General features: G+C 70.1%; 17 protein-coding genes. 5 read left to right on the forward strand and 12 right to left on the reverse strand.

Annotated elements, in window-relative coordinates; genetic code table 11:
* Window positions 1-33: 33 nt before the first annotated feature.
* Window positions 34-1,506, forward strand: coding sequence for a family 43 glycosylhydrolase (locus tag LUU90_RS01510; protein ID WP_275001459.1), 1,473 nt, complete (start codon window positions 34-36; stop codon window positions 1,504-1,506).
* Between the two features lie 100 nt (window positions 1,507-1,606).
* Window positions 1,607-2,911 carry an RICIN domain-containing protein gene (locus LUU90_RS01515; protein ID WP_275001460.1) on the forward strand — a complete coding sequence of 435 codons (1,305 nt, stop codon included), beginning with the start codon at window positions 1,607-1,609 and terminating at the stop codon, window positions 2,909-2,911.
* A 172-nt stretch (window positions 2,912-3,083) separates the two neighbouring features.
* Here the strand turns inward: LUU90_RS01515 and LUU90_RS01520 are convergent, their stop codons facing one another.
* From LUU90_RS01520 to LUU90_RS01530, 3 genes are all read right to left on the reverse strand, one after another.
* The gene (locus LUU90_RS01520; protein WP_275001461.1) at window positions 3,084-3,536 is read right to left on the reverse strand and encodes a hypothetical protein; all 453 of its coding nucleotides are present in this window, start codon (window positions 3,534-3,536) and stop codon (window positions 3,084-3,086) included.
* Window positions 3,517-3,753: a hypothetical protein gene (locus tag LUU90_RS01525; RefSeq protein ID WP_275001462.1), complete on the reverse strand. Its 237-nt coding sequence runs from the start codon at window positions 3,751-3,753 to the stop codon at window positions 3,517-3,519. The genes LUU90_RS01520 and LUU90_RS01525 overlap by 20 nt, the downstream gene beginning before the upstream one ends.
* A 67-nt stretch (window positions 3,754-3,820) precedes the next feature.
* Window positions 3,821-5,449, reverse strand: coding sequence for a cellulase family glycosylhydrolase (locus LUU90_RS01530; protein WP_275001463.1), 1,629 nt, complete (start codon window positions 5,447-5,449; stop codon window positions 3,821-3,823).
* A gap of 387 nt (window positions 5,450-5,836) precedes the next feature.
* On the opposite strand from LUU90_RS01530, the gene LUU90_RS01535 reads away from it, so the two are divergent.
* Window positions 5,837-6,202: a hypothetical protein gene (locus tag LUU90_RS01535; RefSeq protein ID WP_275001464.1), complete on the forward strand. Its 366-nt coding sequence runs from the start codon at window positions 5,837-5,839 to the stop codon at window positions 6,200-6,202.
* 42 nt (window positions 6,203-6,244) lie between these two features.
* On the opposite strand, the gene LUU90_RS01540 is transcribed toward LUU90_RS01535, so the two are convergent.
* Window positions 6,245-6,646: a four-helix bundle copper-binding protein gene (locus LUU90_RS01540; protein WP_275001465.1), complete on the reverse strand. Its 402-nt coding sequence runs from the start codon at window positions 6,644-6,646 to the stop codon at window positions 6,245-6,247.
* A 140-nt stretch (window positions 6,647-6,786) separates the two neighbouring features.
* On the opposite strand from LUU90_RS01540, the gene LUU90_RS01545 reads away from it, so the two are divergent.
* Window positions 6,787-7,551, forward strand: coding sequence for a phosphotransferase family protein (locus tag LUU90_RS01545; protein WP_275001466.1), 765 nt, complete (start codon window positions 6,787-6,789; stop codon window positions 7,549-7,551).
* Here the strand turns inward: LUU90_RS01545 and LUU90_RS01550 are convergent.
* The 5 genes from LUU90_RS01550 to LUU90_RS01570 all read right to left on the reverse strand — a co-directional run bounded on the left by LUU90_RS01550 (window position 7,529) and on the right by LUU90_RS01570 (window position 13,054).
* A complete protein-coding gene (locus LUU90_RS01550) occupies window positions 7,529-8,065 on the reverse strand; it encodes a hypothetical protein (RefSeq protein WP_275001467.1) in 537 nt (178 codons plus the stop codon). The two genes, LUU90_RS01545 and LUU90_RS01550, sit on opposite strands and share 23 nt — an antisense overlap.
* Complete coding sequence (locus tag LUU90_RS01555) at window positions 8,062-9,993, reverse strand: polymorphic toxin-type HINT domain-containing protein (protein WP_342469207.1); 1,932 nt, start codon at window positions 9,991-9,993, stop codon at window positions 8,062-8,064. Before LUU90_RS01555 ends, LUU90_RS01550 begins: the two co-directional genes overlap by 4 nt.
* 81 nt (window positions 9,994-10,074) lie before the next feature.
* A complete protein-coding gene (locus LUU90_RS01560; RefSeq protein WP_275001470.1) occupies window positions 10,075-10,689 on the reverse strand; it encodes a histidine phosphatase family protein in 615 nt (204 codons plus the stop codon).
* A gap of 23 nt (window positions 10,690-10,712) precedes the next feature.
* Window positions 10,713-12,404 (reverse strand): CopD family protein, encoded by a 1,692-nt coding sequence (locus LUU90_RS01565; protein ID WP_275001471.1) that lies wholly within the window; start codon window positions 12,402-12,404, stop codon window positions 10,713-10,715.
* Entirely contained in the window at window positions 12,401-13,054 is a 654-nt protein-coding gene (locus LUU90_RS01570; protein ID WP_275001472.1) for a YcnI family protein, read from the reverse strand. Before LUU90_RS01570 ends, LUU90_RS01565 begins: the two co-directional genes overlap by 4 nt.
* Before the next feature lie 193 nt (window positions 13,055-13,247).
* Between LUU90_RS01570 and LUU90_RS01575 the strand changes: the two genes are divergently transcribed.
* Window positions 13,248-13,472 (forward strand): tautomerase family protein, encoded by a 225-nt coding sequence (locus LUU90_RS01575; RefSeq protein WP_274993916.1) that lies wholly within the window; start codon window positions 13,248-13,250, stop codon window positions 13,470-13,472.
* Window positions 13,473-13,537: 65 nt separating this feature from the next.
* Here LUU90_RS01575 and LUU90_RS01580 read toward each other — a convergent pair whose 3' ends face one another.
* The 3 genes from LUU90_RS01580 to LUU90_RS01590 all read right to left on the reverse strand — a co-directional run bounded on the left by LUU90_RS01580 (window position 13,538) and on the right by LUU90_RS01590 (window position 22,052).
* Window positions 13,538-19,294 carry a LamG-like jellyroll fold domain-containing protein gene (locus LUU90_RS01580; protein ID WP_275001473.1) on the reverse strand — a complete coding sequence of 1,919 codons (5,757 nt, stop codon included), beginning with the start codon at window positions 19,292-19,294 and terminating at the stop codon, window positions 13,538-13,540.
* A 162-nt stretch (window positions 19,295-19,456) separates the two neighbouring features.
* A complete protein-coding gene (locus tag LUU90_RS01585) occupies window positions 19,457-20,947 on the reverse strand; it encodes an aldehyde dehydrogenase family protein (protein WP_275001474.1) in 1,491 nt (496 codons plus the stop codon).
* Window positions 20,948-21,059: 112 nt separating this feature from the next.
* Entirely contained in the window at window positions 21,060-22,052 is a 993-nt protein-coding gene (locus LUU90_RS01590) for an ABC transporter permease (RefSeq protein WP_275001475.1), read from the reverse strand.
* Window position 22,053 lies beyond the last annotated feature (1 nt).

Below are 22,053 nucleotides of genomic sequence, written 5' to 3' on the forward strand. Positions count from 1 at the left end.
GATCAGCCACGTCGTCGACGACGTGGCTCACGCATGTTCGTCGCCGCTCTGGCTGCACTGGCGGTGCTGGTCCCCCTCGCCCTGTCGGGCACCGTCGCCACAGCCGCGCCCGGCTCGAACTTCCAGAACCCGGTCGTCGGCACACCCAACAGCGCCGACCCGTGGCTGGGCTACCACAACGGCAACTACTACTACGCGGCCACCACGTGGACCGGGAGCATCTACATCCGCAAGTCGCCCACGCTGTCCGGGCTGAGGACCGCGGCCGAGACCCGGGTGTTCCAGATGTCGCAGCCGGGCGCGACGTCGAACATGTGGGCCCCGAGCCTGCACCAGCTGAACGGCAAGTGGTACCTCTACTACTCGGCCGGTCCCAGCTCGTGCTGCGGCGGGCAGCGTCAGCACGTGCTCGAGAGCGCAGGTTCGGACCCGATGGGCCCGTACACCTACAAGGCCAAGCTCAACCTCATGCCGAACGACGGCTGGGCCATCGACGGCAGCGTCATGACCGTGGGCAACGCGAACTACTTCGTCTTCTCCGCCTTCACGAACAACGGCAGCTTCGAGTCGGGAGCCACCCAGAACCTGTACATCTCGCGGATGACGAACCCGTGGACGGTCGCCGCCCACGGCACGCTGATCTCCCAGCCCACGCTCTCCTGGGAGACCCAGGGCAACCCGGTCAACGAAGGCCCGTACGTGCTGCAGCGCGGCGGCCGTACCTTCCTCACCTACTCGGCGAGCTTCTGCCAGACGCCGGACTACAAGATCGGCGCACTCGAGCTGACCGGGTCCGACCCGATGAACCGCGGCAGCTGGACCAAGATGCCCGACCCGCTGTTCCAGCGCAGCGACGCCAACGGGGTGTACGGGCCGGCCCACCACACCTTCTTCAAGTCGCCCGACGGTACCGAGGACTGGATCGTCTACCACGCCAACTCCTCGGCCTCCCAGGGGTGCGGCACCACCCGCACCAGCCGAGCACAGCGGATCTCCTGGAACCCCGACGGCACGCCGAACCTCGGTGTCCCGGTCTCGACCTCGACGACCCTGGCCGGCCCGTCCGGCGAGAACGACAACGCCGGCGCCGTCCCGGTGCGCCGTCTGCAGTCCTACAACTTCCAGGACCGCTACGTCCGCCACGCGGACTTCGGCGTGCGGATCGACCCGAACGTCAGCCCCGCGCTCGACGGCAGGTTCCGCGTCGTCGCCGGCCTGGCGAACAGCGGCTCGGGCTACGTCTCGTTCGAGTCGGAGAACTACCCCGGCCACTACCTGCGGCACGACAACTACGTGCTGCGGCTCGCGCCGAACGACGGGTCCTCGACGTTCCGGAGTGACGCGACGTTCAAGCAGGTTCCTGGCCTGGCCGGCTCCGGATGGTCCTCGTTCCAGTCGTACAACTTCCCCGACCGGTACGTGCGCCACTCCGACTACGCGCTCCGGATCGACACCATCGGCACCGACACCGCCCGCCAGGACGCCACGTTCCGCCTGGTCGACTGACGTCCCACCCAGCTGGGGCGCGCGGTCGGAAGTGCTCGTCCGCGCGCTCCGGAGATACCGAGGGCGCCTGGCCCGGCCAGGCACGAGACAGAGGAGTCCCATGACACACGCCGTCCCCACGCACCCGACACGCCACCGAATCCTCGCGCTCCTCGCAGCGCTCGCCATCGCCCTGTCCGTGACGCAGGTCGTGACCGCACCCCCGGCCCACGCGGCGACCGCGTACATCTACACCACGTTCAAGGGCGACGCCGCCGCCGACCAGGAGCTGTGGGTCTACACCTCGTCGAACGCGACCAGCTTCAGCACCCTCGCGGACACCAATTTCCGCGGCCCCTCGGGCGCGCTGCGCGACCCGAGCATCATCAAGTCGGGCAGCACGTACTACATCGCCTACACGGTCCAGTCCTGGACGACGCAGTCCACCCACTTCAACATCGCGCGCAGCAGCGACCTGCGGAACTGGACGCACGTGGCGTCGGTCCCGGCCGGTGTCAGCGGCACGGCCTACACCTGGGCGCCCGAGTTCTACGTCGAGAACGGCACGGTCCGCGTCGTCGTCAGTCTCGGCACCTCGGACCACCAGTTCACGCCGTACGTGTACACCGCCCAGAACGGCGGTCTGACGTCGTGGAGCGGCCCTACCCGGCTCGGCATCCCCGCCAACCACATCGACACGTACATCGTGAAGCGCGGTTCGACCTACCACGCGTTCGTGAAGAACGAGAGCTCCAAGTGGATCGAACGGTGGACCTCCACCAACTTCACCACCTGGACCAACCAGGGGAACCTGTGGCAGCAGCACCACGAGGGTCCGTCGGTCGTGCAGCTGGCGGACGGCACGTACCGCGCCTACATCGACCGGTACACCAACGGCGGCATGTGGACCTCCACGAGCTCCGACCTCACCTCCTGGAGCGGCCTGTCCCAGGTGGGCTGCGCCGGCTGCCGGCACGGCACCGTCATCCTCGACACCACGTACAGCGGGGGCTCCGGCGAACGCGTCACCAACCGGCACAGCGGCCTCGCCATGGACGTCCAGAACCCCAACCTGAACAACAACGCCCGCGTCGGCCAGTACGCGTGGAACGGGGAGAACTGGCAGCGCTGGGCCTTCGAGGACGCCGGCTCCGGCTACGTCCGGATCCGCTCCGTCCACTCCAACAAGTGTCTCGACGTCTCCGGCAGCGCGGACGGCTCCGAGCTCCAGCAGTACGACTGCTACAACGGCACCAACCAGCAGTTCACGCTGCGCAGCACGAGCAACGGCTACGTCGAGATCGTCGACCGGCGCAGTGGCAAGTGCGTCGACGTCCCCGGGAGCTCGACGTCGAACGGCACGATCCTGAAGATCTACCCCTGCAACGGCGGCAACAACCAGCAGTGGCTGCGCGCGGGCGCGTGACCGGGACGACCTGACCTGCGACACCGAACGGCGTCGGCTCCACCCTGGGGCCGACGCCGTTCGCAACGCTTCAGCCGGAGGCGACCGAGATCCCGCCCCGCCCGGGCATGGCTCGAAAGCACGAGAAGTGCTGGTGTGCGTCCCTCAACTCGTGCTGCGTCGAGCGTTCACATCAGGATGAAGGCCCGCTGGGGTTCCCCGCGATCCTGTTCAACAGCCGTGTGCCGGGTACGACGTCGTGCGGAAGCGATCGAAGGCCGACGAGACCGATCTCGACCCCCTGTTCGGCGAGGATCTCGCGAAGGCCGTCCCAGTGGCTGGTCTCCGCTTCCTCCCACGTGCCGCCGTCACGCGGCTCGTCGGGACCCACGACGACACGGGTCGTCTCGTCGACCTCCGCCACCGAGACCTGCGTCCATGTTCCGCTGGAGGTCCAGCCGCGATCGTCCAGGAGCACCACGAACTCTCCGTCGTCAAGCTCTGCCCCGAATCGCACCGCGAACGAAACTCCTTGGGTGCGACGTTCGCCGCCAGCATCGACGTAGCTCACCAAGCGCTTGACAGAAGCGATGCTCCCTCCCGGTCCGGTCGTCTCTACCGGGCGTCTACGGCCGCTCGTCGTCACGGGGAGCCTCGTCCTCGGACGCCGGAGTGCCGCCGCGCACCATCGCGAACACCGGGAAGAACGCCACACCGAGCGCGATGCCGACAGCGAGGTTGTCCAGCGCCATGCCGAGCGCCACCCCGATGGAGAGGCCGACCGCGATGCCGGCGCCCCAGTTCCAGCCGGTGGTCGGAGCGTCGCCGCTTCCGCCGTGGTCGTCCCGTCCGGTGTGTGCCATGTTCCCAACGTAGGGACGTGGTGGCACACAAGTCCTCCCCCCGGAGGCTGATCTTTGCCCGCCCTCCTCATCGGAGGGTCCAGCGCTGGTTGCCGCCGCCGTTGCAGGCCCAGAGGATGATCTGAGTGCCGTTGGCGGTGCCCCCGCCGTTGGCGTCGAGGCAGAGCCTGTTGTGGACGTTGGTGATCGTGCCGTTCGAGTTCACGGTCCACCGCTGGTTCGCGCCACCCGTGCAGTCCCAGATCGCCGCCTTGGTGCCGTTGGTCGTACCCCAGCCTGCCGCCTCGAGGCACTTGCCGTTGACCTTCAGCTCACCGGCGGAGCTGCGGGCGAACGTCTGGCTCGAACGCGACGCGCAGTCCCACAGCTGTGCCTGCGTCCCGTTCGTCGTCGAGGAGTTCGGGATGTCCAGGCACCGGTTCGACGCCGCACCCACGACCGCGACCGAGCCGGACTGACCAGTGCCACCAACGCCGCTCATGATGGCGTTGATGATGCCTTGCTGGGTCACCGAGTTGGCGGAACGGTTGAACAGCCCGAACCCGTACTGCCCGTTGACGCCGTTGTCCCAGTAGATGGTGCTGGCGCCGTACTTCTTGGCGGTGGCCACCAGGGTGCGCGCGAAGTCCTCGCGGTACCGGTTGTTCGACGAGTCGTGCGACGACTTGTCGATCGCGCCGTACTCGCCCACGACGACCGGGTAACCCCGGGTGACGAAGGCGTCATAGGTCTTCTTCAGCTGCGAGTCCAGGTAGTCCTCCTGCCCCCAGGTGGACGTCTTCGACGGATCGGCCGCGCGAGGACCCCATTGGGTGATGGTGCCGTTCTCCTCTCCGGCGAAGTCCCACGGGGAGTAGTAGTGCACCGAGATCATGATCCGCTGCTCGTTGCTGGGGATGGAGGGAGATCGGTAGGTGTCCTTCGGGATCACGAAGCCGTAGTCCCCGGTGGTGTAGTCGATGTTCGTGTTCCAACCGGGGACGAGCAGCCATCTCGAGCTGTTGTTCCCGCCGGCCTGCCGCACGGTGTCGACGAAGATCTGGTTGTAGCTGTTGATGTTGGAGTAGCACGGCTGGGTGGGGTTTCCGTACTGCCCGTCGAACTCCTCGTTCATCGACTCGAGGATCAGGCGCTGGTCGTAACCCTGGAACCTGGTGGCGATCTGTTGCCAGGCCTTCTGGTACTTGGCCTTGATCGTCGACTGATCGGACGCGTCGCAGATCAGCCAGGAGCCGGTGACGGTCTTGTAGCCGTCGCCGTGCATGTTGATCACGACGTACATGCCCCGGTTGTACGCGTAGTCGACGACCTGCTGGACCCTGTTCAGCCAAGCGGCGTCGATCGTGTGGTTCGGACCGGATCCTATGGCGTTCAGGTACGAGACCGGGATCCGGATCGTCTTGAACCCTGCAGCCCGCACCCGGTCGATCAGAGCCTGGGTGACGGTGGGGTTGTTCCACGCGGTCTCGCTCGGATAACCGTTGGAGTTGGCCTCCAAGCTGTTACCCAGGTTCCAGCCCGCGCCCATGTCGGCGACGATCTGCGATGCGTTCAGCGGTGTCACGGTGTCGGCCGACGCCCGGGGCGTCGCGCCGGTCACGGATACGCCGACCGCCAGCATCGCGGCGACCATCCCGGTGACCAGGCGTCTGAGAGGTACCAGAGCGGCGAACTTCTTCCCGGAGAGCTTCTTCACGGTGTGCCCTTCTTCGCGCACGGGTGTCGCTCGATGGCCGATCGGCTCGCCGTCGAGCGCGCTGTGGTTGATGTGCGGCAATCGCTCGCCGCATGGTGGCCGGCCCAGCATGCGCTCAAAGGGGATCAATCCCTCGAAGCGCTTCAACACGATAGAACTCGGGCCGGAAAGTGCGCAACCCCCGAATGCCCCCCATAGCGCACTGACAGGCCTACAGGGCTACACACCTGCCGGGGAGCGACTTATCGAAGCGCTTCGAATCGAAGTTTGACGGCGCCCGGGGGAACCAGCCACCCAGGTGCGAGCTCTCGCAGGGCGGGGCAGCATCGAGAGCAGGGCCGCTCAGCCCGCCGGACGGCGACTGGACACACGAGGAGGAGGACGACCATGACCGAGTTCACCGGGCCAACGGGGCCGATTCGCGACGTCACGACCGGGATGACCGTCGTCGACGCCAGTGGTGAGACCGTCGGGACCGTCGACGAGGTCCACATGGCCGACGCGGGCGCGGCCACCGGCGCCGGCCAGTCGCCCGACGAGCCCGGCGGTCCTGTCACGTGGATCGCCGACGCGTTCCGTGTCGGCAGCGAGCTGAACCAGCAAGCACAGGAGCACCTCACCCGTGTCGGGTACATCCGGGTGGATGCTCGCGGGCTGTTCTCCGGGCACCGGTACGTCGAAGCAGGGGAGATCGCCTCGGTCGTCGGCGACCAGGTGCGGCTCTCGGTCGCCGCGGACCAGCTGCTCAAGTAGGCGGCCGACGAACGCGTCGTCCGCGCCTCTCGCGGAGAGGTCTCAGCTCATGCTGCTCAGCAGGTCCTGGCAGGCCGCCTCGCACGCCCGGCACGCCTCCGCGCACACCCGGCAGTGCTCGTGCATGCTCGCGTGCTGCTCGCACTCGTCACCACAGGCCCGGCACGCGGCGATACACGCGTCCAGCAGCGCGCGGCTGATGTTCGCGTCGTAGCCGGTGTGCCGGGACAGCACGCGTGAGGTGGCGTCGCAGACATCGGCACAGTCCAGGTTGGTCCGGACGCACTTGCGCAGGTCGGCGACCGAGTCCTCGCTCAGGCAGGCGTCCGCACACGCCGTGCACGCCTGGGAGCAGCCCACGATCGCCTCGATGGCGGCCGCCAGAAGCTCGCGGTCGAGGTTCATGGTCCGGGGATAGGTCTGCAGCATCTCGGTCGTCCTCATCGTTCTCCCTCGATCCGTGTCGACATCTCTGTCGTCGGCAAGGCCGACCGCTCCACGCTAGGAAGCGGTACGACCACTCGCATCCTCCTGCCGAACAAAACCGGTGACACCGGCGGCTGCTCCTCACGACAATGGCCCGCATGAGAGCCGACCTGCAGGAGGTCCGAGTCGTCGTCGCCCACCAGGCCTGCGCGACCCTCCGCGTCGGAGACGTGTTCCTGAAGGTCGACGGCGACCAGAGGCGTACCGACGTCGAGGTCGAGGCGATGGCCATGGCGCCGGTCCCGACCCCGGAGATCCTGTGGCGCAAGCCGCCCGTCCTCGCGCTCGCCGCTCTGCCGGGGAGGGCGCTCGGTCGCCTCGGTGAGCCGTCGCCCGTGTCGTCGGCGGCATGGACCGCCGCGGGCGCCGCCGTCCGGAAGCTGCACGAGGCCCCGCTGCCGCCGTGGCCCGGCCGGAGCGTGGACGAGCTCACCGCGGAGCTCGACTCCGAGTGCGAGTGGCTCGTCACCCACGACGTGCTCCCGACCGACCTGGTCACGCACAACCGCGAGATCGCCGAGGCAGCGCTCCGGCCGTGGACGCCGGTGTTCATCCACGGTGACCTGCAGCTCGCCCACGTGTTCGTCGAGGACGACGAGGTCACCGGCGTGATCGACTGGACCGAGGCGAGCCGGGGCGACGCCCTGTTCGACCTGGCCATCCTGACGCTCGGGCACGAGGAGCGTCTGGACGACGTCGTTGCCGGCTACGGCACCGACGTCGACCTCGAGGTGATCCGCGCGTGGTGGTCGTTGCGGAGCCTGCTGGCGATCCGCTGGCTGGTCGAGCACGGCTTCGACCCCGCCGCTCCGGGCTGCGAGGTCGATGTGCTGCGTGCCGCTACTCGGCGGCGTACGGCGTGAAGAGCGCCTCGCGGTCCATCCACGACTCGTCGAGCAGCTCACTGTCCAGCTCGCCCTGGACAGCCGTGAGGAGCAGGTCGGTGGTGCTCTGGTCGTACCTCTCCCACAGGTCGCCGTTCCGGTCCGAGACCCGGATCGGATACGAACCGGCAGCCGCCTCGGGTGCGACCTCCCAGTAGAGCGTCACCCCCGAGCCGGTCGAGGCCCAGGGCAGCAGCCGGACACCGGGTTCGAGATCGTCCGGTGGTTCCACGACCTCGTCCTCGAACAGGTCCTGGAGCTGTTCCCACTCCAGCCCCGACCGCTCGAGATCGACGTGCTTGAGACCGGAGCCGGGCGCCGGGACGAAGAGCCTCAGGTAGTCCAGCCAGAGTCCGCCACCACCTGCGTCGAGGAGCTCGCGGTAGTCCTGGGGCACGGCCGTACCGAGCTGACGCTCGACCTGTTCCCAGTCGAACGAGCCGGCCGGCGGCGTGAGAGGTGCCATCTCGATCAGTTGCTGAGCACTTGTCATGCGGGTGCATTCCTCGGGGTCGCTGGTCCAGATCCGACCTCTCCGAATCGGATCCCGTCCGAGTTCCGGTCGAACGCCGGGGTCTCCCTGACATTGGGCATGTCAGGCTCGTTCTTGAGGTTGATATCCAGATTGTAGTTGTCGCCACTGGCCTTGATATGGACCTCGGGCGGGATGTTGGTCGAGACGTCGTCGGCGTACTTGAGCGTGACGTCGTAGTCGACCGCGCCCGCGGGAACGCCGTCGATCTTTCCCAGCACGGCCTTCTTGACCTCGGACTCGATGGCGCTCTGCCACGGACTGTTCGACGTGGTGTGCTGGATGAAGAAGTTGTCGATGTTCTTGTTCGGGCCGCCGAGCTGCGCGCCGAGGATGTGGCCGGCGTTGTGCTTGCTGCCGTTGTACTCGGAGCCGAGCCCCGAGCGCACGCTGGCAGGAGGGTCGGTGCGCTGCCCGTACTTCGCCACGTCCTCCGGAGTCAGCCTGATCTTGACGCCGGTGGGACGCCCAAGGCCGTCCTTCGGCTTGAACTTGAGGCCGGGTATGCCGTCGGGGGCGGTGTGGCCCGCGTTGTGCACCAGGACCAGCAGTTCGCCCGCGTGGACGTAGTAGTTGGAGTGGGTCTCGACGTGGAAGTTGTAGACCGTCTCCGCGTCAGCCTCGGCCCGGGTCTCGGTCTCGATGGCCTCGACCGGGACCGTGGTGCCGTCCGGGGTGACCAGCAGGTCGTCGACGTTCAGGAACGCGGCGTCGATCCAGCCGCGGCCCTGGACCATGAACGGGTGCTCGGCGGTGGTGGAGACGACGGCGCCGTTGACCGTGAGGTGGAACAGCTCGGTGGTGTGCCGCACGAAGGTCTCGACCACCAGCTGGAGCTCACTGGTCCCGGCGACCAGGTCGTGGGCCCAGACCTTGTCCCCGACCCGGATCTCCTCGATCGGCCGCGGTCCGTCCGGGGTATGGATCAGGGTGCCGGCCACGAAGCACTTGCCGAACCCGAACTTGCACGACTTGCCCGACCGCAGAGCACCCTTGCTGATGCCCTTGGCCAGCCCGGTCGCGGCCTTCGCCGCAGCACCCAGACCAATGAGGGAGAGCGCGGCACCCGCGATCGCGAGACCTGCTTCGGCCCAGGAGCGTTCACCGGTCGCAGCGAGGGTGATGTTCGCGACCGCGGAGACTATGGCCGCCACCGCCGCGATCACTATGAGGACTCCGGCCAGGGCGGTGCCGACAACGGGGATGAACGCGACGATGATCGCGAGGATCCCGGCGATGGTGGAGATCATGTCGGCGATGTCCGCGATCGCGGCGACAAGCTTGGAACCCCAGTTGTCCCACCACCCGTCATTCAGGTCGTCGGAGCTGGTGATCTCCTCGATCCGGTCGATCGCATGCTCCGCGGCGCGGTTGCGGTCGGAGACCGCGGAGTCGATGGTCGACTTCGCCGAGCTGATGACCCCCGCGGCCTGGTCTGCCTCGCCGTCGGCCTGGCGGGCTTTCTGCTCGTACTCCGCCTTCTCCGTCTCGTCCTTCGCACTGTCGGCCAGGTCCTGCCACCGGTCCTTCGACCCCGACGCGGCCTGGACCTGGTCCTGCGCATCCCGGGCCTGGTCCAACGCGGTCAGCGTCTCCGACTGCACCCGCTCCAGGGCGGACGCGTACCCGACCAGTGCCTCTCCGGCGGCGAGGTATCGGCCGTGGGCCTTACGGATCTCGCCGATGGTGTCTTCCTTGCGCTCCATCAACGCATCCACCGCCCGCGACACGGTGCCTGCGACATCGAGGCGACTCATCGCACTCGCGGCGTTGTCGATCGAGGACGCGACCTCCAAGTACTCCTGCCCACCCGAGAGCACCAACACCGGATCACCCGGCGTCGGATCAGCATCCAACCCCACCGGCGACCAATCAGACGGCCTCGTCACGACCTAACCCCCACTTGTCAGACACGTGGGCGGTTGCCCGCGAGGACAATAGGCGAGTAAGCGCAGGTCAGGCAATAGATCTTAGGGCGGCAAGGGCTCGTCGTGCGGCTTGAAGCGGCGGATCGTCCAGCCAGGCGCAGGGCAACGTCCGGTCCAAGAGGAGTGTTCTTCGCTGACCATCCCCTGCCAGTCGACGACGATCACGTCCGGCATCCGCAGCCCGCGCCACCGGTCCAGGTCCGGCTCCGCTCCGGTGAGCTCCGCGACCAGCACCGTCCATGCGGTCCCGTGCCCCACCAGCACCACGTCCCGACCGGGCTGCTCGGCGAGGATCCGCCGGACGGCAGCGCTCACCCGCGCTCGCGTACGGGTCAGCGGCTCCCAGCCGTCGCGCACCACGTCGTCGGGCCGGGCGAACGCCTGCGCGACGACCGCCGGGAAGTCCTCGACCCGGCCGGCGGCGCGCTCGTGCTCGCGCAGCTCGTGCACGACATCGACGGGCCGGCCCGCCAACAGCTCCGCGGTGCGGGCGGCCTTGGGCTCGGGCGAGGTGAACCACGCCGCGTCTTCGGGCAGCCTGCCGGCGGCGCCGAACCTGACGACGTCGTCCTCGTGGGCGGGATCCAGCGCCCACTCCGATGCCGGCACGGAATGGTCAGGGGCGGGGCGCCCGTGGCGCACCAGGTACAGGCTCACGACCCCTCCCGCTGCGCGCTCGCTCACGGCACCCGGAACGTCACCGTCCGGACCGGGTTGTCGAACTCCGTGGTGCGCAGCGACACCTGCGCCTCCCACTCGCCCCCGGTCGGGAGCACGACGTCGCCGGCGTAGACGCCGGGCCCGAGCGAGGCGAGCCGCACCTCGCCGAGGTCCACGTCGTCGGACTTCAGGCTCAGCCGCGGCGCCTCGTAACCCTCGGCGACCTCCCCGGCGGCGTCGGTCATGGTGATGGTGAGGGTGGCCGGGCCGACGGCCGGCGGATCCAGGGCGATCTCCGCCGAGATATGGCCCAGCTGCACCGGCTCCTGGACGCTCTCCCCTGCGCCTTCGACAGCGGTGGCGCCCGCGTCGGTCTCGGGACTGCGGTCCACCAGGAAGCCGGTGACGCCCAGGACGAGGACCAGCACACCGGCCTCGGCGAGAACCGTGCGAACCAGCAGCGTGGCAGGAGTCCCACGGTCCCGGCCGCGCGGTGCCGTACGGAGGCGCGGCAGCAGGGAGAACCGGTTCCACGCGGCGATGGCGACGGCGACCAGCGCGGCGAGCACCTTGACAAGAAGGAGAGCCCCGTAGCCGGAGTCGAGGAGCGCGTCCCAGGATCCGGCGATCCGCCAGGCCAGGAACGTCCCGGCGACGACGAGCACGGCCAGCAGGCCGGCGGCCCACGTCGAGAACCTGCCGAGCACGACGGCACCGGCGTCGCCGCGTGCGAGGTCGCCGAGCACGAGTGCGAGCGCGACCAGGCCCCCGAGCCACAGGCTTCCCGCGGCCAGGTGCAGCACGTCGACGCCGACCACCAGCGCCTCGGGTGTCGCGGCCCTGGTGTGGCCCGTGAACGCCGGTGCGGTGACCGCCAGGAAACAGCCGGCCAGGATCAGGGCCGTTCTGGTCCGGCCGGGGGCGGCCGACGCCGGGAGCGAGCCCGCGGCCAGCGCGAGGCCCGCGACCACAGCAGCGGGGACGGCGTACTCGGCCGGCGCGAGCGACGACCAGGTGGACCCGTCGAGGACCGCGGCGGCCGGGAGGCCGAGCTGGTACAGCGCGACCAGCGGCACGGCGAGCCCCCAGCCGAGCGCCGCGACGCCGGCCGCCAGGCGAGCGGCCGTGCGGAGCCGGGCACGCGAGCGGTCGGTGCCACGGTCCCGCGGAAGGAACAGGACGGTGAACGCCGCCACCCCGGCTGCCACCAGCAGACCCACGTAGCCCAGCCCGCGGACCAGGCCGAGCAGGACGGGTGCGTCGGTGCCGGCGTCCGCGTCGGCCGACGGCACGTCCACCACCTCGCTGGGCGCGCCGACGGCGAAGCTCAGCGAACCGCCGATCGGGTGCCCGTCCTCCGACACGAGACGCCACACGATCACCAGGGTGCCGTCCGGGACCTCCCCGTCGAGGTCCACGAAGAGCTCCGACGCGCGCACCGAGGCAGAGGAGGCCACCTCCGCGCCGGTCGCGTCGAACACCTTGATGCCCGCAGGGACGCCGATCACCGACTCGTTGAAGCTGAAGGTGATCCGCTCCGGCGCGGTGTCGAGCACCGCGCCCTGCGCCGGGTCGGTGCGCACGAGGGTCGCGTGGGCCGCGGCGTGGCTCACCGGGCCGACCAGGAGCGCGAGGACGAGGGCGACCAGGAGCAGCCAGCCGCCGGCGCGCACACCCGCGCTCCGGTGCCGCCCCGCTTCGAGGCGTGTCATGAGCGTCGACGACGCCGCAGCAGGGCCGCCCCGCTCGCCACGCCGCCCGCGAGCAGTACGCCGGCCGCACCGTAGACGAGCAGTGGATCGCGTTCCTCCGCGCCGGTGGCCGCGGCCGCCGCCTCGGTGCCGCCGTCCGCGCCCGACGCCGGGTCGCCGGGCGTCACGACGACGACCGGCGCCGGCCTCTCGAGCGCGTCGTGGCCCGTGTCGTGGCCCTCGGCGTGGTCAGCGACCTCGGTCCAGGCCGCCTCCCCCTCCTCGCACCGCTGGACCACCGGGAAGACGAGCGTCGCGCCGGCGTCGTCGGGCAGCCGTAGGGAGAACTCCACCTGGTCGTGCTCCCCGTCGAGAAGGGGTTCACCGGTGGTCCAGGTCAGGCTGTCGGCGGCCTGGTCGACCGTCCAGCGGTCCGTGCCGGAGGCGGTCACGTCCGCGACGTCCTCGGGCATCCGGACGGAGACCGCGGTCGTCGCCGAGCCCTCGCACCCGTGCGGGATCTCGAGCCGGAGCACGGCGGTGGCGCCCGCGGCGGTGGTCGACGGCGTGATGGTCACGTGGGCTGCCGCCGTCACCGACCCGAGGGTCACGAGCACGGCGGTCGCGAGCCCGGACAGGGCCACGCGTCGGGTGATGGTCGTGCGATGCATAGGGCTCCCCGCCTGTGGAGATGGCCAGCACACCGAATCAGCATGCCGAACCGCTGTCAAGAATGTGAACCAAAGTCTCGAAATCATGGACGCCGCGGGCATGGCGCCCGTACGGTGGTTCATGTCACCGAATCGAGGTCGCACCCGTGAACACGTGGACGTGGGCGGAGCGGCCAACCACCGGAGGGAAGAGATGCCCAACATCACCGTCGAGCTGCTGCGTGGCCGCACCGTCGAGCAGCGTCGCGAGTTCGCCAAGGCCGTCGCCGACAGCGCCGTCGAGATCCTGGGCGCCCGGCGCCAGGACGTCCGCATGGTCTTCAGCGAGATCACTCCCGACATCGTCGCCAACGGCGGTGTGCTCGCCAGCGAGGACGAGAGCCGGGCCGGTGTGGTCGCCGCACTGGCCGACGACTGAGCAACAGGTCACCCGCGGGTGGCGTGGGCCCGGAGGATCCGTCCTCCGGGCCCACGCCTTTCCTGCTACCGCACCCTGACCGTCACCTTGGTCTCGGCCGCGAGCGCGAGCTCGCTGCCGAGGTAGGACGCCGTGAGCGTCAGGTCACCCTTCTTCGGCCTCGGTACCTCGAAGAGGACGCGACCGTTCTGGACCGTCCCCAGCAGCGTCTGGCCGCCCTGGACCGCGAGCCGCACCTCGCCGGTCACCCGGACGTCGTGCGCCGCGGTGAGCGCCACGGTCACGACCGCCTTGTTCCCCGAGGCCTTCGCCGCCGAGATCTCCATGGTCGGCACCACCTTCTCCACCACCACCCTGACCTTCGAGGAGGCGGCCCGGTGGTCGACGTCGCCCCCGTAGCGGAGGGTCAGGTCGTACACCCCCGGCACCAACGAGGTGGCCGGGAGAACCAGGGTTCCTCGCCCGTCCGCGATCGTGGCCTCCGCGAGTGCCTTCGCGCCGTCGGACAGCTCGACCCGCCCCGTGGCCGTGTCCGGTGAGACCGCCACCGAGACCGTGCCTGCCGTGCCGTAGGTGATCGGCAGCGCCACCCCGGCCACCGCCGTCACAGCGGGCGACTTCACCGTGATGGTCACCGTCGCCGGCGCGGAGAGATCTTCCCCGTCGTCGGCCCGGTAGGTGAAGACGTCCTTGCCGGAGAACCCGGCGTCGGAGGTGTACGTGAAGGACCCGTCCGCCTCCAGGGTGACCTTGCCGTTGGCGGGCTGGGTCACCCCCGTGGCGGTCAGCACGTTGCCGTCGGCGTCGGTGTCGTTGGCGAGGACACCAGGCGCCGGGAGCGTGAGCGGCTCGCCGCCCACCGCCGCGTAGGCGTCCGGACCCGCCTCCGGAGCGGTGTTGGCCGGCGGCTGCTCCCCCTCCTCCACCGTGATCGTCACCGTCGTGGCCGCCGACGTCGCGGTGCCGTCGGACGCCTTGTAGGTGAACGTGTCCGTGCCGGCGAACCCGCTGTCGGGCGTGTAGGTCAAGGACCCGTCCGCCTTCATGACGACGTCGCCGTGGGCCGGCTGTGTGAGCCCGGTCGCGGTCAGGTCGTCGCCGTCGGCGTCGGTGTCGTTGGCCAGGACGCCGGGGGCGTCCACGGTCAGCGGCTCGTCCTCGACGGTGCCGTAGGCGTCGGCCGCACCCACGGGGGCGACGTTGGCCGCAGGGCCGGAATGGAGCTGGGCCACCTGCTCGGCGGTCAGCTCGTACCCGAACATCCGGAAGTCGTCGACCAGCCCGTCCCAGCGGGCGTCCGGCCAGCTGGTGCCGCCGATGAGGTTGGTCGTCGTCTGGCCGCCCACCCCGACGTCACCGATGCCGATGGTGAAGTCCTCACGGGTGGCCTGGAGCTCGCCGTCGAAGTAGATCTTCCCGACCGAGCCGCTCTGGGTGAACACCACGTGCGTCCACTCGTTCAGCGGCAGGTCGTTGCCCTGTCCCAGGACCAGACGCTCCTGGGCGCTACCCGGGGTGCCCGGCGCCTTGAACGTCGCGGCGAAGCCGGTGGCCCCGCTGGTCTGGGTGTTGGACTGGAGCAGGAAGAACGTGTCGGTGCTGCTGCCGATCTGCAACAGCGGCACCCAGGTCGGCAGTGCGTCCGGGCGGGCCCAGACCGACACGCTGAACTGGTCGTCCATGCCCGCATCGATGTTGTCGGGCAGCTCGACCTGGTTGCCCGTCGACGCGGCGCCGCCGGGCAGGTTGATCCCCGCACCGAACCGGCCGTCCGGGGTCCAGCCGGCCGATCCGGTGAGCGTCGCCGCGCCCACCGAGCTGTCCAGGCCCTTGTTGGCCGCCGTCGTTCCCTGTCCCTCGTCGAAGGCGTAGTGGATCGGCGTTCCCTCGCCCGGCGGTGGCCGCTCGACCGTGTGCTTGACGGTCTGCGCGGAGTCGCGCCACCCGTCGTCGGCGAGGAAGCGGACCTGCACCTCGTGCTCCCCCGGTGAGAGAGCGACGTCGGTGAACTCCACCGCGCCGGCGACGACGTCGGCCTGGCCGCCGACGCGCGACTCGTCGACCCAGAGCTCGGCGACACCCGAGGGTGCCTCGCCGGCCCCGGCCGCGACGGCGGCGGAGACGGTCACCGGCTCGCCGAACGGCGACGGCGAGGCCGGCTCGACGGTCACCTCGGTCGTCGTGGCGAGCGCGCTGCCGTCGTCGTACAGGGCCGCGATCTCGGCATCCCCGAGCGCCGAGGGGTAGACGCGGACGTCGTCCATGAGGCCGTCGTAGGCCGGGTCCGGGAAGCCGTTGCGTCCCAGCCAGTTGTTCGACGTCGGCCCGACGTCGGCCATGTCGATCGTCAGGTCGTCGCGGGACGCGATCGGCTCACCGTCGAGGTAGAGCGTGCCGGTCGCACCCTGCCGGGTGAACGCGACGTGGTTCCACTCGCCGACGGCCACGTCCCGGGTCGGTGTGGCGTAGACCCGTTCCTGCAGCGCTGCGCCCTTGGCCTTGAACGTCGCCGCGAGCCCGGTGGCGCCGGCGGCGTTGGTCTGCAGCTGGATCTGGAAGAAGCTGCCCGCGTCCGCGAGCCCGTCCCCGATGTGGAACAGCCCGGCCCAGTCCGACGTGGTGTCGGGCCGCACCCAGAACGAGGTGGTGAAGCGCTCCTCGCCCTGGAGCAGGTTGTCAGGTAGGTCCACCGCGTTCGTGTTGGTCCCGCCGGAGAAGTCGGCGGCACCGCCGAACACGCCGCCGTCGCTCCAGCCGGTCGTGCCCGTGAGCGTGGCGGCGCCCACCGAGTCGTCGGTGCCGGAGTTGGCGGCCCTGGTACCGGAGCCCTCGTCGAGCTCGTAGTGCACGGGGACGTCGGAGGCACCGGGGTCGGAGCCCACGACCACCAGGTCGTCGATCATGACGCCCGCACCGGAGTCCCCGGCGGTGATGGTCAGGTCCTGGGACCGCGCGTCGGCCACGAAGGTCCCGACGTACGTACCGAACTTGCTCCGCGACGACAGACCCTCCGCTGCCGTCAGGGTCGTCGACAGGTCACCGACGGTGAGGTCCGCCGTGCCCGGGGCGGTGCCGGCGGACCGGCTGTCGCGGGCGTAGCGCAGCGAGAGGCGGTACTCACGGCCCGGGTCGAGACCCTTGAGCGTACGCGTCAGGCTGCCCTCGCTGCCCACACCGAGGTGGTAGCCGGTCAGGCCGAGACCGCCCTGACTGGGCGCTGCGGCACGGACGAGCTGGACCGTGCTGTCGACCTCCCACGGGGACATCCGGCCGTTGCCGGGTTCGACGTCGACCACGGCCGGCGGGTTGGCGGAACGCCACTCGGCCGGGATCCGCGGGTACTCGAGCTGGTCGACCAGGTGCGGGGAGCGGGCGTCCATCTCGACCGTCGGGTCGATCTGGACGATGTCGGCGACGGATGGGGTGCCGTCCTCGTCGAAGACGAAGAGCATGTAGGCGCCGGGCGGGGCGAAGGTGCCGTCGACCGGCGTCTCGATGGTGAGGTCGCCGCCCTCCTGGGCGAACGCCAGGTCCTGGAAGTTCTGGTCGTTGTTGAACCCGTGCGTCACCGAGCCGTTGCGGACCAGCGTGACGCGGGAGACCTCACCGTCGGCCTGCACGTCGAAGGTGCCGTCGTAGCCGATCTTCTTCGGGACGCCCGTGACCTCCGGACGCGCCGCCGGCTCGTCGCCGTCGAAGAGGTAGGCCGGGGAGTAGAACTCGACGTCCGTGTAGTTGCGCGGGCCCGGCGTGCCGCCGCCGCCCACCATCAGCCGGCCGTCGGGCAGGAGCAGCGCTGTCGAGTGGTACAAACGGGCGTGCTCGTACGGCACGTCCACCTCGGTCCACTCGCCGGTGTCGGGGTTCCAGATCTCGGCGGTGGTGACGTAGCCGGCGTTGCCGTTGTTGTCCCGCGAACCACCCGTGACGATGACGTTGCCGTCGGGCAGCACGGTGGACGTGGCCCAGTGCCGCTTGTGCTTCATCGGCTCGGTCGCCTCGACCACGGGGGCGTCGGTGCCGCCGGTGATGTCGACGGTGAACCCGGCGCGGGCGCCGTCCGGTCCCCCGCCGTTGGCCCACCAGCCGCCGCCGACCTGCAGGATCTTGCCGGGGCGGTACATGGTCGCGGTCGACGTGGCGCCGACCGGGTTGCCGAGCCCGCCCTGGTTCGCGATGTCCGCGGGCAGGGTGCCCCGGAGGATCACCTCGCCGTCACCCGACGGGTCGAGCTCGTACATCTGGGTGCCGGTGATGTTGAAGACGTTGCCGTTCCCCGGCGCGACGAACGCGCGGGGGTACCACCAGCGGTTCTCGTCGGGCCCGTTGCCGTTCCCGCCGTCACCGTACGCCGCCGCGCTGGTGGCACCCTCCAGGAGCTTCCAGGAGCTGCCCTCGTCGGGGGTGTAGATCTCCGGGGTCAGGACGCCGGGTCCACCCGGGCCACCCTTGAGGCTGCCGCCCTGCACCACCACCGAACCGTCGGGCAGGGTCGTCCCCGTGGGGTACCAGCGCGGGAAGTTCATGGGCGCCTCGTTGCGCAGGCCCTGGTTGGTCGTGTAGCTGGTGACGCCGAGCGAGGCGTCGTTGGGCGCGTTGCCGCCCAGGGCGTCGTCGCCGCCGACGGTCATCGTGGCCCGCCGGTGCGGCATCTGGACCTGCATCGAGCAGAACAGGTCGGTGTAGGTCGAGTTGGTGACGATGCCGTCGTTCACGTTGGCGGTCGTGCGCTCCTCGGCCGGGTCCCAGACGTCGATCTCCATCTGGCCGCCCTGGGTGACGCACGAGTTGCCGCCGAAGTCGTACGGCGTGCTGTCGGTGCAGCCCGAGGAGACGCTGCCGAACGACTGGACCTTGCCGTCGGACGTCAGCGCCGCGTTGATCGGGACCAGCGGCCAGGGGGTGACCCCGCTCCAGGAGCCCTGCTCGGACTTGTCGGGCGGTGAGCAGTCGGCCGGGAGCAGGCCTGCGGAGTAGGCGAGGCCGTTCTTCATCTGCGTGCGGATCGGGGCCTCGGCGTACGCCGAACCCTCGTGCCCCATGCCCGTGTACCAGGACCGGCCGGCGTCGATCTCCTGGCACCAGGTGATCGGGTGGTTGGTCCCGTTCGTGCCGCCGCCGTACGACGACTCGTCGGCGTTGAGCAGGGTGCGCACGTTCGGGGCCGGGTTGACCAGCCAGTCGTACCACTCGTCGCTGCGGGTGAAGTCGGCGGGCAGGCCCTGGGTCAGCGGGTGCGCGGTGTCCTTGACGACCACCCGGCCCGGGCGCACCGCGGGGTTCTCGGGGTGGCCCTCCGACATCGCGCCCACGAGGCGGGCGTAGAACGGGTTGACGTCGTGCTCGCTCTGCCCCACCGACCAGCCGGCGTAGTGCAGGCCCATGTACCCGCCACCGTCGCGGATGTAGCTCTCCAGCGCGGCCCGCTGGGCCACGTTGAACAGCACACCCCCGGTCTGGGCGAAGACCACCGCGTCCTTGGTCGCGAGGTTCTCGGTCGTGAACGCGGCGGCGTCCTCGGTCTCCTGGATCTCCACCGGCTGGGAGTACTCGGTACCCAGCTGCGTGGCGAGGTCACGCACGGCCTGACGGGCCTGGACGTGGGAGGCGTGGAAGTTGGGCTTGTAGAACAGCAGGACGCGCAGCACGCCGTCGTCGACGGAACCGGCCTGGGCGGCCGGCGACGTGGGTGCGGCCTGCGCGACGCCGGTCGCGAGGGGTACGGCCACCAGCGCGGCGGCCAGCAGCGCCGCCAGCCGGGCGGCCGCTCGGTGCGGGCGGCGCACGTCGCGCCGTCGGTCAGGTCTGCGTAGCAGGTTCATCGTTGAATCCCTTTTCGCACGTGGTGGTGGGCATGACGGCGGCCCGGACGGCCGGCCCGTGGGCCGGCCGCCCAGTCCTCTCCCTGGGTGGTGCTGCTTGCTGTGGTGCTGCTTGCTGTGGTGCTGTTCCCTGTCCTGCTGTTCCGGTGGTGCTGTTCCGGGTCAGCGCAGTTCTGCGATGACCGTCTTGAGCTCCGTGTAGTCGTCCAGGCCGAACGACCCCAGCTCACGGCCCCAGCCGGACTGCTTGAAGCCGCCCCGCGGGAGGGTGACGTCGTCCGCGTGCCAGGTGTTGAGCCAGACCGTGCCGGCCTGCAGCCTGCTCCCCACCCGGTGGGCGGTGCTGAGGTCGCGTGACCACACGCCGGCCGCCAGGCCGTAGACGGTGTTGTTGGCCGCGGCGACCACCTCGTCCTCGGTGTCGAACGGGATGGCGGTGATGACGGGTCCGAAGATCTCGTCGGTCTGGACCGCCATCTGCTCGGTGACGTCGGTGATGAGGGTCGGCGAGAAGAAGTAGCCGCGGTCGGCCGCCGGGTCGGCGCTGCCCGCGGCGAGCGTGGCGCCGTCGGCGACCGCACCACGGACATAGCCCATGACCTTCTCGTGCTGCTCCTGCGAGACCAGCGGCCCCATGGTCGTGGCGGGGTCGAAGGCGTCGCCGACCTTGATCGCCCGGGCCGCCGCGGCGACGCCCTCGATCACCTGGTCGAACACCTCGCGCTGGATGTAGAGACGCGAGCCGTTGACGCAGCACTGGCCCTCGTTGAAGTAGCCGGCCAGGGCGGCACCGGCGATCGCGGCGTCGAGGTCGGCGTCGGCGAAGATGATGTTGGGTGCCTTGCCGCCGAGCTCCAGCGACACCTTCTTGAGGTTCTTCGAGGCTCCGGCGGCGATCTTCTTGCCGACCTCGGTGCTGCCGGTGAAGGCGACCTTGTCGACGCCTGCGTGATCGACCAGGGCGGCGCCCGCGTCCCCGAACCCGGGCAGGACGTTGACGACACCGGCGGGGACACCGGCCTCCAGCAGCAGCTCACCGAGGCGGAGCGCGGTGAGCGGGGTCTGCTCGGCCGGCTTGAGCACCACGGTGTTGCCCGCCGTGATCGACGGGACGATCTTGAAGGCGGCCATCGTGAGGGGGAAGTTCCACGGCACGATACCGGCGACGACGCCGATGGCCTCGCGGCGGGTGTAGGCGTGGAAGTCGCGGCCGGACACCGACATCGGGATCGTCGTGCCCTCCATCTTGGTGGCCCAGCCGGCGAAGTAGCGGAACAGCTCGGCGGCCACGCCGACGTCGCCCCGGGCGGACGCGAGGCTCTTGCCGTTGTCGAGGGACTCGAGCTGGGCGAACTCCTCGGTGCGCTCCTCGATCATGTCGCCGATGCGCCACAGCAGGTGCGACCGGTCGCGCGGGGTCATCCTGGACCAGGGCGAACCGTGCTCAAAGGCGTTGCGGGCGGCCGTGACCGCACGGTCGGCGTCGACCGCGGAGGCCTGGGCGACCTGGACGAGGACCTCCTCCGTCGCGGGATTCACCGTGGCGAAGGTCTGACCCTCCTTGGCGTCCACCCACTCGCCGTCGATCAGCAGTTGCCTGGGCGACGAGAGGAACGAGGAGACGGCGGGCAGAAGCTGGGGATTCTCGGTCATGAGGAGCCTTCCGTGTTTCTAGGTTCGAGGTTCGAGGTTCGGGGTTCGGGGTTCAGGGTTCGGGTGGTTCGGGTCCGAGGTCGGTGGTCCGCCGCGCCGGGTCGGGGTGCGGCTACTTGATGATCAGCACCTTCGACCGGTCGAGGGTGAGCGCGACGGCCGCGACGATGATCGCGCCGTAGAGGATCTGCTCGTAGGCCGACGGCACGCCGACGATCGGCAGCCCGACGCGGAGCAATGTCACCACGAGCGCACCGGCGAGGCTGCGCCAGAGCGAGCCGTGACCGCCGGTGATGGCTGTACCGCCCACGACGATGGCCGCGACCGCCGGCAGCAGCAGGTTGTCAGCCATCGTCGGGCTACCGCTGAAGTTGCGGGAGACGAGCATGACGGCGGCGAGGCCGGCGCAGGCGCCGGAGACGGTGAAGGCGGCGATCTTGACCCGGTCGACCGGCGCGCCGGCGAGCCGGGCCGCCGACTCGGAGTATCCGGTGGCGCGGATCCAGCTGTCGAGCGGGGTGAGCCGCAGCACCAGCGAGACGGCCGCGACGAGGACCAGCGCGACGACGAATGCCATCGGTACCACACCGCCGACGTAGAGCGTGAGCCAGTTGGTGGCGTCCCGGTCGACCACCCGGACGGGGCCGGCGTCGGAGATCACCAGGGCGACAGCGGTGAAGATGCTCATCCCGCCGAGGGTGACGATGAACGACGGGATACGGAACAGCACGTGGGCGACACCCTGCAGCGCCCCGATGGCGCCCGTGGCCGCGATGATCGCGACGGTGGTGATCCCGCCCAGGTCGGGCAGCCACAGCGCGAAGAAGACCGTGGCCAGCGAGCAGAGCGCGGCGATCGACAGGTCGATGCCACCGCACAGGACCACCAGCGTGGCGCCGGCCGCGAGCACGACGAGCGGCGCCGAGGTGCGGACGGCGGCCGTGAGGCTGCTCAGGGTCAGGAAGCCCGGGTCGGCGATCGTCAGCGCCGCCAGCAGCACGACGAGCGCGATGACCGGCATGAACGCCGTGAGCCGCTGGCCGACGGTCGGACGGCCGGGGACGACGGCGTCGGGGGCCGGTGAGGTGAGGGCGGGTGCGGACACG

This window comes from Promicromonospora iranensis, from assembly GCF_028994775.1.
GTDB classification, from domain to species: domain Bacteria; phylum Actinomycetota; class Actinomycetes; order Actinomycetales; family Cellulomonadaceae; genus Promicromonospora; species Promicromonospora iranensis_A.

Bases quoted from the DNA above. Each gene is read 5' to 3' on its own strand.
- LUU90_RS01565 (WP_275001471.1), bottom strand. From the start codon at position 12,404: ATGACACGCCTCGAAGCGGGGCGGCACCGGAGCGCGGGTGTGCGCGCC.
- LUU90_RS01540 (WP_275001465.1), bottom strand. From the start codon at position 6,646: ATGAGGACGACCGAGATGCTGCAGACCTATCCCCGGACCATGAACCTC.
- LUU90_RS01545 (WP_275001466.1), top strand. From the start codon at position 6,787: ATGAGAGCCGACCTGCAGGAGGTCCGAGTCGTCGTCGCCCACCAGGCC.
- LUU90_RS01515 (WP_275001460.1), top strand. From the start codon at position 1,607: ATGACACACGCCGTCCCCACGCACCCGACACGCCACCGAATCCTCGCG.
- LUU90_RS01535 (WP_275001464.1), top strand. From the start codon at position 5,837: ATGACCGAGTTCACCGGGCCAACGGGGCCGATTCGCGACGTCACGACC.
- LUU90_RS01510 (WP_275001459.1), top strand. From the start codon at position 34: ATGTTCGTCGCCGCTCTGGCTGCACTGGCGGTGCTGGTCCCCCTCGCC.
- LUU90_RS01525 (WP_275001462.1), bottom strand. From the start codon at position 3,753: ATGGCACACACCGGACGGGACGACCACGGCGGAAGCGGCGACGCTCCG.
- LUU90_RS01580 (WP_275001473.1), bottom strand. From the start codon at position 19,294: ATGAACCTGCTACGCAGACCTGACCGACGGCGCGACGTGCGCCGCCCG.
- LUU90_RS01585 (WP_275001474.1), bottom strand. From the start codon at position 20,947: ATGACCGAGAATCCCCAGCTTCTGCCCGCCGTCTCCTCGTTCCTCTCG.
- LUU90_RS01570 (WP_275001472.1), bottom strand. From the start codon at position 13,054: ATGCATCGCACGACCATCACCCGACGCGTGGCCCTGTCCGGGCTCGCG.
- LUU90_RS01575 (WP_274993916.1), top strand. From the start codon at position 13,248: ATGCCCAACATCACCGTCGAGCTGCTGCGTGGCCGCACCGTCGAGCAG.
- LUU90_RS01550 (WP_275001467.1), bottom strand. From the start codon at position 8,065: ATGACAAGTGCTCAGCAACTGATCGAGATGGCACCTCTCACGCCGCCG.